13 protein-coding genes and 1 pseudogene are annotated in these 14,030 nt (G+C 37.5%); 7 read left to right on the forward strand and 7 right to left on the reverse strand.

The features are described from left to right. The coding region (locus L647_RS0106815) for a S8 family serine peptidase (protein WP_024610499.1) at positions 1–774 on the reverse strand (774 nt) is incomplete at its 3' end. Between the two features lie 326 nt (positions 775–1,100). Here L647_RS0106815 and L647_RS0106820 point away from each other — a divergent pair. Continuing rightward, the gene (locus L647_RS0106820; protein ID WP_024610500.1) at positions 1,101–2,285 is read left to right on the forward strand and encodes an NAD(P)/FAD-dependent oxidoreductase; all 1,185 of its coding nucleotides are present in this window, start codon (positions 1,101–1,103) and stop codon (positions 2,283–2,285) included. Here the strand turns inward: L647_RS0106820 and L647_RS0106825 are convergent. Further along, complete coding sequence (locus tag L647_RS0106825) at positions 2,282–3,397, reverse strand: GGDEF domain-containing protein (protein ID WP_024610501.1); 1,116 nt, start codon at positions 3,395–3,397, stop codon at positions 2,282–2,284. The genes L647_RS0106820 and L647_RS0106825 overlap by 4 nt on opposite strands. A 148-nt stretch (positions 3,398–3,545) precedes the next feature. After that, positions 3,546–4,472 carry a manganese-dependent inorganic pyrophosphatase gene (locus tag L647_RS0106830; protein ID WP_024610502.1) on the reverse strand — a complete coding sequence of 309 codons (927 nt, stop codon included), beginning with the start codon at positions 4,470–4,472 and terminating at the stop codon, positions 3,546–3,548. Positions 4,473–4,590: 118 nt separating this feature from the next. Between L647_RS0106830 and L647_RS0106835 the strand changes: the two genes are divergently transcribed. Beyond that, positions 4,591–5,091 (forward strand): hypothetical protein, encoded by a 501-nt coding sequence (locus tag L647_RS0106835; protein ID WP_024610503.1) that lies wholly within the window; start codon positions 4,591–4,593, stop codon positions 5,089–5,091. A 14-nt stretch (positions 5,092–5,105) separates the two neighbouring features. Then, positions 5,106–5,915, forward strand: a complete 810-nt coding sequence (mutM, locus tag L647_RS0106840) for a bifunctional DNA-formamidopyrimidine glycosylase/DNA-(apurinic or apyrimidinic site) lyase (protein ID WP_024610504.1) — start codon at positions 5,106–5,108, stop codon at positions 5,913–5,915. A gap of 71 nt (positions 5,916–5,986) precedes the next feature. Here the strand turns inward: mutM and L647_RS0106845 are convergent, their stop codons facing one another. Genes L647_RS0106845 through L647_RS0106860 form a run of 4 tightly spaced genes read right to left on the reverse strand, consistent with a single transcriptional unit; the run spans position 5,987 to position 9,551 of the window. Continuing rightward, entirely contained in the window at positions 5,987–6,487 is a 501-nt protein-coding gene (locus tag L647_RS0106845; protein WP_024610505.1) for a DUF3299 domain-containing protein, read from the reverse strand. Between the two features lie 14 nt (positions 6,488–6,501). Further along, complete coding sequence (locus tag L647_RS0106850; RefSeq protein ID WP_024610506.1) at positions 6,502–7,788, reverse strand: ABC transporter permease; 1,287 nt, start codon at positions 7,786–7,788, stop codon at positions 6,502–6,504. Then, the gene (locus L647_RS0106855) at positions 7,785–8,471 is read right to left on the reverse strand and encodes an ABC transporter ATP-binding protein (protein WP_024610507.1); all 687 of its coding nucleotides are present in this window, start codon (positions 8,469–8,471) and stop codon (positions 7,785–7,787) included. The genes L647_RS0106850 and L647_RS0106855 overlap by 4 nt, the downstream gene beginning before the upstream one ends. A 9-nt stretch (positions 8,472–8,480) precedes the next feature. Next, complete coding sequence (locus L647_RS0106860) at positions 8,481–9,551, reverse strand: CDP-glycerol--glycerophosphate glycerophosphotransferase (protein ID WP_024610508.1); 1,071 nt, start codon at positions 9,549–9,551, stop codon at positions 8,481–8,483. 177 nt (positions 9,552–9,728) lie between these two features. Here L647_RS0106860 and L647_RS0106865 point away from each other — a divergent pair, with 177 nt between their 5' ends. The 4 genes and pseudogenes from L647_RS0106865 to L647_RS1000000126345 all read left to right on the forward strand — a co-directional run. Continuing rightward, positions 9,729–10,832: a phosphoribosylaminoimidazolesuccinocarboxamide synthase gene (locus tag L647_RS0106865; protein ID WP_024610509.1), complete on the forward strand. Its 1,104-nt coding sequence runs from the start codon at positions 9,729–9,731 to the stop codon at positions 10,830–10,832. Between the two features lie 122 nt (positions 10,833–10,954). Continuing rightward, complete coding sequence (locus tag L647_RS0106870; protein ID WP_024610510.1) at positions 10,955–11,620, forward strand: methylamine utilization protein; 666 nt, start codon at positions 10,955–10,957, stop codon at positions 11,618–11,620. Beyond that, positions 11,610–13,925: an EAL domain-containing protein gene (locus tag L647_RS0106875; protein ID WP_024610511.1), complete on the forward strand. Its 2,316-nt coding sequence runs from the start codon at positions 11,610–11,612 to the stop codon at positions 13,923–13,925. Before L647_RS0106870 ends, L647_RS0106875 begins: the two co-directional genes overlap by 11 nt. Then, a pseudogene (locus tag L647_RS1000000126345) lies at positions 13,912–14,030 on the forward strand (DUF3034 domain-containing protein); the annotation flags it as partial. The gene L647_RS0106875 and the pseudogene L647_RS1000000126345, both read left to right, overlap by 14 nt.

Here is a 14,030-nt window from a genome sequence, read left to right on the forward strand (position 1 = left end):
AGCGGCAACTGTACCGGCTACATGCGTACCGTGCCAGCTAGAATTTTGAGCGCTATTTGAACCACATTCATTTGCAGCAACACCATCACCTGGATCGCTCGCATCACTATCTCGACCACCGCCGTCGTTTGCTACCGACAGGTTAGAAATCATATCGTAACCCGGTAAAATATTAGCGTTTAAATCTGCATGTGGGCGGTAACCTGTATCAAGTACCGCAACAACTACACCGCTACCTGTTGCTGTATCCCAAGCGGTAGGTAAATTTAAACCACCAGCTTGCTCATAGTAATGCCATTGGTCGTCAAAGCGAGGATCGTTAGGAGTAGAAAAAGGCTTTAACATTTGGTCTACTTCAATGTACTCAACATTGCCAGAATCAACCATTTCTTGCATGAATACTTGGGCTTCTGCAGCGCTTAATTTTTTATCGGCACGCATTACATGGTGATTACTAAGCGCCATAGCGCGTACATATTTACCTTTTACTTTGCCTTTTTTAGATGAAAAGTTTTTAACAAAACTTTGTGCACGTTTGTTCATACCTGATGGGCTTGCATCAGCTGTTGATAAACTAGCCATATCATTACTGTTATTTTTATATTTAATAATGAACTGCGTTTCTAGCCCACTTTGGCTTTGTAGTTTTGCTGACATATCAGTCATTGAAGGTAAAGCGTCTTGAGTTGGAGTAGCAATGCTTGATGTTGCTGCAAAAAGTGTACTTAGCGTTAATGCGATAGCGCACTTTTTAAAGGTTTTACTTGTCGTCATAATTATCCCTAGTTTTATTAGTTATTCCGTGATTAATTTTCACGTTGCGGGAACAAAAGTAAAGCATTTGTTAAATAAGTTAAAATATCAATTCATTATGTACCTATTTCATTTGGTTATAACTAAGGTACATAGGGTCTTTGTCGTTATTTAGTATTTACCTGTTAAAATTAAATAAGTTACAAAGTATTACTTATTGGTGTGTTTTATTATTTTATTTAAATAGAATAGATTTAATCTGTTGTGATATTACCAATAGTTATTTCGATACGTTGAACATGTTTAAATTTGCTATAATCTAAAAAAATTTTTAATGAGATAAATTAATGACCCAAGTAGATGTAATAGTAATAGGCGCGGGAGCTGCCGGATTGATGTGTGCGGCACAGGCAGGGTACCGAGGTCGAAGTGTTACAGTACTTGATATGGGTAAAAAACCAGGTCGTAAAATTTTAATAAGTGGGGGTGGACGCTGTAATTTCACAAACGAAAATGCAACACCAGATAACTACTTATGCGGAAATTCTCACTTTGTTAAGTCGTGTTTGAGTCGCTATACACAGCATGACTTTATTGAGCTGGTGGACAGACATGGTTTGGCTTATCACCATAAAACATTGGGTCAGCTTTTTTGCGATAACAACGCACAAGACATAGTTAATATTTTACTTACCGAATGCGAATGGGCTGGGGTAAATATAAAGCTACGCAACGAAGTACTTAGCGTTTCAAAAACAGAAATCGGCTATAGCGTTATTACAGAGCAAGAAACACTTAACTGTGAGTCGTTAGTAATTGCATCGGGTGGTTTAACCATGCCAAAACTAGGTGCAACCCCAATAGGTTATAAAATTGCTGAGCAATTTGGTTTAAATGTTTTGCCAACGATGGCAGCCTTGGTGCCGTTTACCTTGCATCAGCATGATAAAGATCGTTTTGAAGGGCTCTCGGGAATTAGCATCCCATGTGAAGTTTCAAGCGAAAACGGTACTACCTTTAAAGAAAATATATTATTTACTCACCGTGGTTTATCAGGTCCTGCAATATTACAAATAAGCTCATTTTGGCGAGCAGGGCAGGCTGTAACTATCAATCTCTTACCTGAAATAAACCTAAGAGAGCAACTTACTGATTGGCGCGAAACGCAAGCCCAAAAGTCTTTAAAAAATAGCCTTGCGACAATTTTACCTAAACGTTTTATAGAAATACTGCATGAAAGCAAAGCGATTCCAGATTGTAATATTAATCAGCTTACACATGCCCAAATTGATGAGTTAGTGAGTTACATTCATGGTTGGCAAATTAAACCAAATGGCACCGAAGGTTATAGAACAGCAGAAGTTACCCTAGGTGGTGTAGATACTGATGAGTTAAGTTCAAAAACGTTTGAAGCTAAAAAAGCCGAAAGTTTATATTTTATAGGTGAAGTAACCGATGTAACAGGTTGGCTGGGCGGCTACAATTTTCAGTATGCATGGAGTTGTGGATTTGCTGCAGGGCAGTACGCTTAAGCTTGTGTTATAGGCCCGCTTGGTTGGGCAGAATTGGCGGTAATAACGCAGTTATTATCGCTTACAGATACTTTATTTCGCCCATTATTTTTAGCTTTATATAGTGCTTTGTCTGCCCGCTCTAACAGTTTTAATACGGTATCGTCTTTTTGTACAGTAGCTAAACCAATGCTGATAGTAAACGCTATATTTGTAATTGTGTTTTTGGCTATATATTCGCGTAATTCATTCGCCTGTTCAACGCTATCACTCAAACATGTATTTGATAAAATAATAGTAAATTCTTCGCCGCCCCATCGTGCAATAAGAGCATTATTTGTGAGCTTTTCTTTTAGTATTTTTGCAAACCCAGTAAGTACGTTATCGCCAACTAAATGACCATAGGTATCGTTTATATTTTTAAAATGATCTATATCGCAAATTAGTACGATATTAGCATTGTCGGTGGTCGAGTTTGCATTGTTAGCAATTAATTTTGAGAGCTCAAAATCAAACTTTTGTCTGTTGTATAATCCTGTTAATTTGTCTGTTTCTGCAAGTTGTTGAATTTCAAGGTTACGGATTGATAAGCGATTATAGGCTGAAAAACGTGTTTTTTCGTAAAATCTAAAAATCAAAATATGAGCAAGGCTTACTTCAATCACATTAAATAAAGAGCCTAAACCAATCGTTATGGTTTGCTGTTGTTGTTGGTAAACAAGATATGCACAAACAATAAAAGCGACGGCACTTAATGCACTTCCCCAGTTTCTACCAACTAAAAAAAATGCAAAAGGAGGAATTAACGTAGCCCAAAATAAAGAATGCGCATGCCCACCTACAGAAATTATAAACAATATAATTAAGCCGCAAACCATTAGTGTTACAGCCCATGCAGCAGCGTTTACATTGGTCGATTTATTAAAGCCGACGTAAATACCTAACGATACAAAAAGCCCCAAAGCATCAATTAAAGCAATATCGTAGCTTTGAAAGTAAAAGAGGTTTAGCAGTGTTAAAACTAAAAAGTAACTCGTCGTTATAAGCAAAGAGTGAGCTATTAAGCGAGTGCGCCAAAAGTCTTTATGATCTTTTGGAAATGGTGGAGACTCTTTATACCAAAAATCTAGCATGGTCACTTCTCTTTTATTTATAAGTTGTTAAGTATTACTTATTTTAGGAAGCGTGGGTAGCAGCGAGGATAATTAATAAGTTTTATAATTTTTAGTTATAAAAAAACCGATAGTGTAAAACAATATCGGTTTTTGTATTTATAGGCGTTTATGCTTTTAAAAACGCGTCTTGTAGTGGCGGTACTACTTGCTTTTTACGGCTCAGTACACCCTCTAACCACACTTTATCATTTTCAGGTTTTACACCGTAAGCTTGCTCAACTAAGTTTGCATCGTCAGATACAATTAGCATTTCTGAGCCTTCTTTCATTATGTCGGTAAGCAGTAAAAACACAGAGTGACGGTTACCCTCTACTTTTAGCTTAGCAATATCGGCTGCAAGATCAGCTTTAATATCGTCAAAAACAGCAAGATCGATTACTTCTAGTTGACCAATACCTACTAGGTTACCGTTCATGTTGAAGTCTTTAAAGTCACGCATTACTAAATCACGCGCTGGTGTGTTTTCTACCGCTGATTTAACACGGAACATATCCATACCAAGTTCTTTAAAATCTTCTACGCCTGCAATTTCAGCTAGCGCTTCAACACATTTAATATCGGCGGTGGTACATGTTGGCGATTTAAATATTACAGTGTCGCTTAAAATTGCACACATCATAATACCAGCGATATCTTTAGGAATTTCTACACTGTAGAAGTCGTACATCATTTTAATAATGGTGTTTGAACAACCAACAGGGCGGATCCAACATTCAAGCGGAGTAGATGATGTTAAATCACCTAATTTATGGTGATCTACCACGCCAACAACGCGAGCTTGGTCGATATCGTCCGGTGCTTGTGTTTTTTCTGTGTGATCAACAATAAAAACGTCTTCGCCAGCGTAGCTTAATTTAAGCTCTGGTGCTTCGAAGCCAAATTTATCAAGAATAAATTTAGTTTCTGGTGAAATTTCACCAAGACGCGTTGGAATTGCTGGTTCATCGATTTGGTTTTTTAAATAAGCCAGTGCAATTGCACCACAAATTGAATCTGAATCTGGGATTTTATGGCCCACTACATACATAGACATTGACGGAACTCCTTTAAATTTGTCGATATTCTAACAAAGTATGCGCGCTTTAACATATAGACAGTGCAATTAAGTTTTAGTTACACTTTAAAATCTTGAATTTATTGGGTGTGTGAATATGCAACTAGGTCGTAAAGGTTGGAATAACGTTATAATTTTTTCCATGCTAATAATGATCTTCTTTTTAAATGGCTGGCATAAACAACTTTTTAGCAGTGCTAATGAGCCTTCTTTACAGGCAATATTACCAACACAAAGTTTTGTATTAACGCTTAAGTTTGTTGATCAAAAAATTGAGCGTATAGGCACAAGTTGGCGTACAACCGTATTGCAAGATAATGCCCCGCTTACTTGGCAAGCATCTGAGCAACAGCTTGGTGAGTTAATAAATCATTGGCAAAGTACTGAGCTTATGAATATTAATGAGTCTGTTGTATTTAACCCTAAAGCACCTTTGTCTGCTGCTACATTTGAGCTTGCTGGGGAGAGTTTTCCATGGGTATATTTATTATATAAAGATGATGCGAGTTATTATTTACTCGAAAAAAATAGCCAACGAGTACTTGCACTTGATATAGCGACTGCTAAGCAGTTGTTTCCTAGTTTTGATTTTTCATAAAGTGAGTTTAATTAATGCCTGAATTACCAGAGGTAGAAGTGAGCCGAATGGGCATTACTCCCCACGTACAAAACCAAGTTGTTACTAAGGTGAATATTTATAACGCGAGTATGCGCTGGCCGGTACCCGATGACGTGTATCAACTTGAAGGGTTAATGGTGACTGAAATAGAGCGCCGTGCAAAATACTTATTATTACATTGCGAGCTGGGCAGTACTATTTTGCATTTAGGTATGTCGGGTAATTTACGCGTAGTAGATAAAAGCGAGCCATTAAAAAAGCACGACCATGTAGAATTTATTTTTGGTAACGGTAAAGCGCTGCGTTTAAACGATCCTCGTCGCTTTGGTTGTTGTTTATGGCAAGAGCAAGGTGAAGTACATAAGTTACTTTCTAAGCTTGGTCCGGAGCCGCTTACGGATGATTTTTTTGCTAAACGAGTGTACGAGCAGTCACGAAATAAAAAAGTACCCGTAAAGCAGTTTATTATGGATAACGCAGTGGTGGTTGGAGTTGGGAATATTTATGCTAATGAATCACTTTTTAAAGCGGGTATACACCCAAAGCTAGAAGCGGGTAAAGTATCACTAAAACGCTACCAAGCGCTTATTCCTATTATAAAAGACACGCTTGCTGCGGCTATTACACAAGGTGGTACAACACTTAAAGACTTTGCACAAAGTGATGGTAAGCCAGGGTATTTTGCTCAGCAGTTACTCGTGTATGGGCGTAAAGGTCAGCCGTGTATGACGTGTAAAACGCAACTAGAAGAAATACGGCTAGGGCAGCGCAGTACGGTTTTTTGCCCAAATTGCCAAAAATAAGTTAGCTTAATTTATCCAGTACCTAAATTAAATAATACTTAATGGTCAGCTTTAAAAGCTGACCATTAACGTTAAAGCTCAAATGGTGCTACGCCTACCGCTTTCATTTTATAGCCAACTTGCGCTATTTCGCCCGACCATGCTTGTGTACTTATTACGCCGGTTACAACAATTGCGTCGTATAGGCTATCTATAGGTACGCCGCCTTTAATAGTTACATGCACTATTTGATTTGGCGGTGGTGGTGGCACATGTATACACGCTCCAAAATATGGCACTAGTAAAAACTCGGTAATTACCTCGCTGTCACCCTCTAGTGGTACTACAAAACCAGGTAAACTTACAGATTGACCATTTAGCTCTTTTACAACTGGTGCGTCTAAGTCTGGTTGTATCCAGTTTTGATCGCTACCTTCGTGATTAGCTTGTGCTTGAGTATCTATTTGCACATGGTTTTTAGGAATTAAGTCTTCCCAAAAAATTTCTTTTGGTGGATTTGCGCTGCTTACAAAACTAGTAAGCAGTAAGCTTACTAAAGCGCCGTAATAAAGTGCTGTTTTAAAAAAAGTCATAAAGTACCTAATAGTTATGTTTTTATACTCATGCCATCGCTGAGTGAATAAAAATAAGCGCGTGTGGCAGGTATTAAGCCAATAATAAAACCAGCAACCATAATAACGCCTATAAGAGTGAGTTCATAGTAAGAGAGCATTGCTATGTTAACGCTGATACCAGCATGGCTTTGTAAATACGACCCGCCAGTAAACAAAGCTAAATAATATAATGCACAGCCAACTAAGCAACCAATAAACATGGTTAGCAGTGACTCAAAGCTTATTAATGTAAACAACTGCCATGGGCGAGCACCTACAGAGCGTAATATTGCAAGCTCTCGTCGGCGTTGGCTTAAGTTAGCAAGTAGGGTGGTTAGCATTCCCAGTAAACTTACTAATACAACAACGGCTGAAAACAGCAGTAGTATTTTTTCTACTATGGCGAGTATTCCCCATAATTCTTTAAGTGTTACGGTAGGCATGATGCCAAGCAAGGCTTCTTTTTTATATTGATTTATATTGCGCCTAATTTGAAGTGTGTATAAAGGCGATTCGAACCCCATTAAAAAAGCAGTAATTTGCTTTGGATGGCCTGTTAAATCATTATGCTTTTCGTGTTCAGCGTGTTCAGCGTGTTCAGCGTGTTCAGCGTGTTCAGCGTGTTCAGCGTGTTCAGCAGGTGCACCGCCATGAATCAAATCAATAGCGGCAAGCGGTATGTGCAGTGTTTTATCAACAGGTGTGCCAGTGGCATTTAAAATACCAACTACTTTAAATGGGTTATCTTTGTGGTGGTGAAAGCTGGTGTTGCCCATTCCGTGCGATATAACAATGTTATCACCCAGTTTATAGCCTAATTTATTGGCTACTTCACTGCCGAGTACCACTTCATTTATCGCACTAAAAGCATGTCCTTTGTTGAAGCTTAAGTTCTGCTTTTTAGCAAAACGATAGTGAGTAAAATAATCGAGCGTTGTACCTAGCACAGCCTGACCTTTATGGCTGTCGCCTAAGCTAATAGGAATACTCCATTTAACGCCACGCTGGTTGGTTATGTACTCGTAGCTTTGCCAGCTTACGCCATTATTGGTATGCCCAATTCTAAATACCGAAGAAAGCAAAAGTTGAATGTCGCCAGTGCGTGCGCCAACAATTAGATCAGTACCGGAGAGTGTATTACTAAAACTGCTTTTAGCGTCAACTCTGATACGTTCAATGCTGAGCAATAGCATTACACTTATAGCAATGGTTAAAAGCGTCAAAAATACGCTCGCTTTACGGTTTAACAAGCTTTTGTAGGCAAGTTTTGCGAGGATCATATGTTCTCCTGCAAACTAATTAGGTTAATAGAGCGATCAAATAAAGGCTGCAAGCTCTCATCATGGCTTACAAACACTAACGTACTGTTTGAATGTTTAGCTTGTTCAAACAATAATTTTATAAAGCTTTCGCGGTTATTAGTGTCCAGTGCAGAGGTTGGTTCGTCAGCAATTATTAGCTCAGGACTGCCTATAAATGCACGCGCTGCAGCAACGCGTTGCTGTTGCCCTACACTCAATGTAGCGACATCTTTTTTATGATATTGCTCAGTTAAACCAAGAGCATTTAGTAATCTTGTTGCTTCTTGGTTTAGAGTGGCTGATTGTTTGAGCGCTGTTTTTTGACGACTCTTAGAAAACTGACATCCTAAAATTACGTTTTCGATAGGTGTTAAATAAGGAAGTAAATTAAAGTTTTGAAATATATAACCAATATGATCGGCCCTAAATACATCGCGATTAGTATTGCTAAGTGTATTTAAGTTTTTATTTAATATAAAAATATCGCCGCTGGTGGCTGTATTAATACCGGCAAGTAAGGTAAGTAAGGTTGATTTTCCTGAACCACTTGGACCATGTAAAAAAACGCGCTCGCCTTTTTTAATTACTAATTCGCTAATAGTAAGCGTGGGTTTATTATCGTTTTTATGCCATTTAAAAGTAATGTTTTTTAGGTCGATCATCATGTTTTTTTACCAACCCCAGTAGTTTAGCTCTTTGCGCATTTTAAAGTTTCGGACAATATTAAGCGGTTTTGGTTTTAATTTTTCGTCATTTTGTAAAAATTCATTTGTTGCATTCAATACGCGTTTGCTCGATTGACCATCGGTATACGGATGTAGTTCTTGGCAGTAGGCTTCAATATTTTTCATTAAATCGGCGGGTTTACTAAGCGCATGTGTAATAGCGTTTTCTACTTCTTCTGCATCGGTTATATCAAGTAAATGAGGTTGTGGTTTTTGATTGCAAAAAGTAACGACGGGTTTACGTAATAATAAAAACATTAAAAGTACTGATGATGTGTCACACAACATTACATCGGCTGCTTGTAACAATGGCAAAACGTTATCGGTTTCAATAAACGTTAGGTTTTCATTGCTAAGTGCTTTGTATTTAGCAACCCACTCAGTTGGCATTTTTGGATGAAACTGCATTAAAATACGCCATTTTCCAGCTTCGCTAAATTGCTTAATTTGTTCATATAATTTTGGAGCTAACGATAGTTTACGCGAAAAAGTTGAGCAAATAAGTAGTGTAGGGCGCGGATCGTTACTTACATATGGGTTGTTTAAGGTTTCGCTAAAAAGTGGATCTAGCGTTGACCAGCCGGTTTCGGTTACTTTAAAAAAGCCATGTTGTTTAGCAAGCTCTTTAAAACGCTCCGTCGTATTTGGTCCTTGGGTACAATATAAGTCGTAACAGCCACGAATAGTAAAGTGACCACGGTTACCCTCAGAACTGCGTTTTTCAGAATTAAAACCATGAAACACAGCTACTTTTTTTCCAGGAATAAAGCTTGGTACTATATTACCAGGTATAAAAGTTATATCAGGAGCCCAGTTTTTAACGTTTTTTATTGTATTTAAGCGCTGCTCGTCTGTGGTTAAAAATTTTGAGTCAACTTCATTACCTGCCAGAAACCAGCGTACCTCGCCACCATGCGCTAAAATTTGTGCTTGCAGAGGTCTCAAAATAGCGTACGAATAATTTTGAGAAATATACATTAAGTATTTTTTATTTTTAGTAGCGGTTAGGTAATTCAAGCTATCTCCTTAGGCTAGTTAGCAAAGTTAGTTTACCCCATTGCGACAAGCATATAAATATATGCCTTTTATTTGTTTAAGCTCACGATTGAGCTTTGCGGTAGCCTAGATTATTATACTGCCATATAACCCCAAACCATACTTTGCTTAAAAAGCATCCCTAACCCCGGAGATAGCATGACTAGCTATAAAGTTTTAGACGTAAACGATGACTTACCCATTCGCACCAAAGGTGAAGTACACAGCGGTAAAGTTCGTTCAGTTTATTGGTTAACTGATGAAGATAGCGCACGATTAATTAAAGATAAAGGCTATAAAGTACCAACGGGTACTGAACTGGCTATTATGGTTATTTCCGATAGAATTTCTGCATTTGATTGTATTTGGCAAGGCGAAAACGGCTTAAATGGCGTGCCAGGTAAAGGTATTGCATTAAACTCGGTTGCATCACATTGGTTTAAGTTGTTTGATAAAGCGGGTCTTGCGGGTAATCATATTGTTGATATTCCGCATCCTTACGTATGGATTGTACGCAAAGCAAGTACAGTAAAGGTAGAAGCGATTGCTCGCCAATATATTACTGGTAGCATGTGGCGTGACTATGCAAAAGGTGTTCGTAATTTTTGTGGAATTGATTTGCCAGAAGGCTTAAAAGCGAATCAAAAACTCGATAACGTATTAATTACACCCTCTACAAAAGGTATTATTGAAGGCGTAGCTGACATTCCACCTGTTGATGATGTAAACATTACTCGCGCTAATATTACTAATAATTTAGATGTGTTTAATTTTAAATCTGCAGACGATGTAACTAAATACGAAAAACTATTAGTAGAGGGCTTTAAATTAATTAGTGATGAGCTTGCTAAGCTTGATCAAATTTTTGTAGACACTAAATTTGAATTTGGTTACGTAGAGGATTTAAATGGCGTACAACAACTTATTTATATTGATGAAGTAGGTACTCCTGATTCGTCTCGTATTTGGGATGACGCTGCTTATCGTGATGGTAAAATTGTTGAAAACTCTAAAGAGGGTTTTCGCCAATTGCTCATTAATAATGTGCCAGAAAGTGATGTATTATTAAATAAAGACCGCATGAGTGAGCGTGAGCAATTAGCAAAAGATTATATTTTACCTGAATCAGTAATGCTTGATGTCTCAAATACCTATGTTGGTATAGCAAGTAAAATTGTAGGCAAAGACATTATAATTCCTGACGATCCTCGCCAAGAAGTTATTTCTATTTTAGATACCGATTATGGGTTAATTATAAAATAGCAGCACTAAATCATTAATAATACCAGTAGCTAAGTTTTTATTTTTAGTTACTGGGCTATAATTCTTGCAATTAGTACTCGTCTCCAATTAACTTAACCTAAGATTAATATTTAGGTGTTGTTATGTTTGGTTGGGCATTACAAAAATTTATAAAAAGTCGTTACTTTTTAGGTATTGGGTTGTTTTTTAGCCACTTTACTTTAAGTGCGAATATTGAATTAGTAATTGAAGATCAACATGGTCAAAAGTTATCAAATACAGTAGTTGAATTAATTTCCATTAAAAATCAGCTCACTTCATCTAACCTTCCCGTTGCTATTATGGATCAGGTTCATAAACAATTTTTACCTGAGTTACTTATTGTTCAAAAAGGGCAGCAAGTCAATTTTCCCAATAGCGATAATATTCGCCATAACGTGTATTCTTTTTCGCAAGCTAAACCTTTTCAGCTAAAGTTATATTCAGGACAACCAAAAGATCCAATTACGTTTGAACAACAAGGTGTGGTTGTTTTGGGCTGTAATATTCATGACTCGATGGTTGGCTATATTTATGTAGCTAACAGTGAGTATGTTTATAAAACGGATGAAAAAGGTTACGTTAGTTTACCTGTTACGGTATTGCCTACTCAGGTGAGCGTGTGGCACCCATTACAAACAGCACCATTGGAGAATAAAAAAATTATAAAAATTAATTCTCAAAAGCAATTACTAGTAACAATTAATACTTCATCGCCAGAACCCCGTAATACGTTTGGTAGTAAGTTTAAGGCTGGAAATGACGAATAGTTTAAAAAACCGTATAACTATTTTATGCGTAGGCTTAGTGCTATTAACCACTTTAGTTAGCCTCTTTAGTTTTTTGTGGTCTACAAGTAAGTTTCAAGAAGAAAAAGTAAACCAAGATATTAAAGTAGCGCAAAGTGTTTATAAGCAATACTTAAAATCAAAAGAAAGCTTACTGTTAACTGCTGCAAAAGTACTGACTTCTGACTTTGGCTTTAAACAAGCTGTTGCGACCCGCGATGCAGGTACTATAAGCAGTGTTTTGTTTAACCATAGCCAGCGTATAGACGCAGAGCTTATGCTGTTGATTGATTTGTCGGGTCAGTTAATTTCGGCAAATACTAACGAAGGTCATTTTGAGCATGACTTGCAGCCATTAACTAAAGAGTTATTAAATACGCCAGAACAATCTAGTTTTGCTATTTTAAATAAAGAACTATACCAAGTTATTTTGCTTCCAGTAAAAGCCCCTCGCACGGTTGCCTATAGTTTAGTTGGCTTTAAAATAGATGATAGCGTAGCGAGTGAACTTAAAAGCTTAACTGGCATGGATGTCAGCTTTATTGGCCGTGCAGACGATTTAGTTATTAGCTCCTTAATAAAACGACCTGCTCAATTTGACCCTGTTCATTATTTTAATACGGTGACGACCTCGCGTTTTTTTGGTGAATATCTGGTGTATCGCAATCTAGATATTGAGCTTACTTCTTTAGTTACCCACCCAATTATTATTTTACTCAGCGCCGATTTAACACAAGGTTATAGCGACTTCGAAAAGCTATTATTTACTTTACTGATATTAGCTATTTTGACTATGTTTGTAGGTGTAATTACAAGTAGTTTACTTGCTAATAATTTAACTACGCCGCTTTCTCAGTTGGCTGTAATTGCAAGGCAGTTTGCACAAGGTAATTATAGTTTTGAGTTTAAAGGCGAAAAACAAAGTACAGAAATAGCGACCCTAGCTGAGGCGTTTAGTAGCATGGGTAACGATATTAACCAGCGTGAGCAGCAAATTAATTTCCAAGCACGACACGATTCACTTACCGGCTTTTATAATCGCTCAGCCATGCTTGAAGTACTAGATGACGAACTAAAAGATAATGTGGAATACACATTGGTTGCAATTGATATAAAAGGGCTTCGTCATATTAATGATAAGTTAGGTCCGCGTATTGGTGACGACTGCTTAAAAGCGGTTGCGTGTCGTATTGCTGAGTTTTCAGATGAATTAGGCGGTTTTCATGCCCGTATTGGCGGAGATGAATTTTTAACTGTATTCCCAACCGCAGCCGCAAGAGAGCTTAAAAGTGGTGTAGTTGGTTTAATAGCGCAGCTACAGTCTTGTTATACTATTCAAAAATTAAAAATTAGCTTACGTTTCAGTGCAGGTATTTTACAGTATCCGTCTCAAGGTACGATGAGCGATGACTTAATGCGCCGTGTATTGATAGCAGTAGATAGCGCAGCCAACAAAAACGAAAGTATTCATTATTATCAAATAGGTGAAGATGAAGCACATTTAGATCGTTTAATAATGCTTGATGAACTAAAGCAAGCAATTAGCGATGATGATGGTCAGTTATTTATGACTTATCAACCTAAATTACATATAAAAACGCAGAAAATAGATAAAGTTGAATCTTTAATTCGTTGGCAACGTAAAGATGGCAGTTGGGTTAACCCTGAAGTGTTTATTGATTTAGCGGAGCAGTCAGGTTTAATTGTTGAGCTAACAGCATGGGTTGTTAATACCGTTGTGGCTCAAGTTGCCGATTGGCAATTGAAGGGCATTAATTTACAAGCTGCAATTAACGTATCAGCGCAAGATATTGCTTTCCCTGGATTTCATTCAGCGTTAGTTCGTACGCTTAAAAAATATAAAGTAGACCCTAAATTAATCACTATTGAGCTAACTGAGCGCGATATGATTGAAAATGAAGAAAAAGGGATTAAAGCGCTCGAAAACTTAAAAGAAATTGGCGTTAAAATATCTTTAGATGATTACGGTGTAGGTCAAACGTCACTAGGGCGCTTAAAAATGCTACCTATTGACGAGCTTAAGTTAGATAAGTGTTTTATTTTAAAACTTGATGAATCGCAAAAAGATCAATTTATAGTGCAATCGTCAATCACGTTAGGGCACCAATTAGGTTTCTCGGTTGTAGCTGAGGGTGTTGAAACACTCGGCTCGTTAAACTTACTAAAAGATATGCAGTGCGACCATGCTCAGGGGTATTACCTCAGTAGACCTTTAAAAGCAGAGCTATTAGAAGAATGGTTAAATGATTATTATGCCAAAAATTAAGAGCTTTATAGCATGCGCTCTATTGTTGATAAGCGTACCAAGCATGGCTAGTAGCGGAAAACTATTAGCAACTCCTGGCGTTTCTCAGATTGAAGGCAGTGGCGG

It is taken from the genome of Pseudoalteromonas sp. TB64, assembly GCF_000498095.1.
Classification (GTDB): Bacteria; Pseudomonadota; Gammaproteobacteria; order Enterobacterales; family Alteromonadaceae; genus Pseudoalteromonas.

What these genes read in the sequence shown, in the direction of transcription:
- mutM (WP_024610504.1), top strand. Translation starts at nt 5,106, where the DNA reads ATGCCTGAATTACCAGAGGTAGAAGTGAGCCGAATGGGCATTACTCCC.
- L647_RS0106870 (WP_024610510.1), top strand. Translation starts at nt 10,955, where the DNA reads ATGTTTGGTTGGGCATTACAAAAATTTATAAAAAGTCGTTACTTTTTA.
- L647_RS0106825 (WP_024610501.1), bottom strand. Translation starts at nt 3,397, where the DNA reads ATGCTAGATTTTTGGTATAAAGAGTCTCCACCATTTCCAAAAGATCAT.
- L647_RS0106875 (WP_024610511.1), top strand. Translation starts at nt 11,610, where the DNA reads ATGACGAATAGTTTAAAAAACCGTATAACTATTTTATGCGTAGGCTTA.
- L647_RS0106820 (WP_024610500.1), top strand. Translation starts at nt 1,101, where the DNA reads ATGACCCAAGTAGATGTAATAGTAATAGGCGCGGGAGCTGCCGGATTG.
- L647_RS0106845 (WP_024610505.1), bottom strand. Translation starts at nt 6,487, where the DNA reads ATGACTTTTTTTAAAACAGCACTTTATTACGGCGCTTTAGTAAGCTTA.
- L647_RS0106865 (WP_024610509.1), top strand. Translation starts at nt 9,729, where the DNA reads ATGACTAGCTATAAAGTTTTAGACGTAAACGATGACTTACCCATTCGC.
- L647_RS0106830 (WP_024610502.1), bottom strand. Translation starts at nt 4,472, where the DNA reads ATGTCTATGTATGTAGTGGGCCATAAAATCCCAGATTCAGATTCAATT.
- L647_RS0106850 (WP_024610506.1), bottom strand. Translation starts at nt 7,788, where the DNA reads ATGATCCTCGCAAAACTTGCCTACAAAAGCTTGTTAAACCGTAAAGCG.
- L647_RS0106835 (WP_024610503.1), top strand. Translation starts at nt 4,591, where the DNA reads ATGCAACTAGGTCGTAAAGGTTGGAATAACGTTATAATTTTTTCCATG.
- L647_RS0106855 (WP_024610507.1), bottom strand. Translation starts at nt 8,471, where the DNA reads ATGATCGACCTAAAAAACATTACTTTTAAATGGCATAAAAACGATAAT.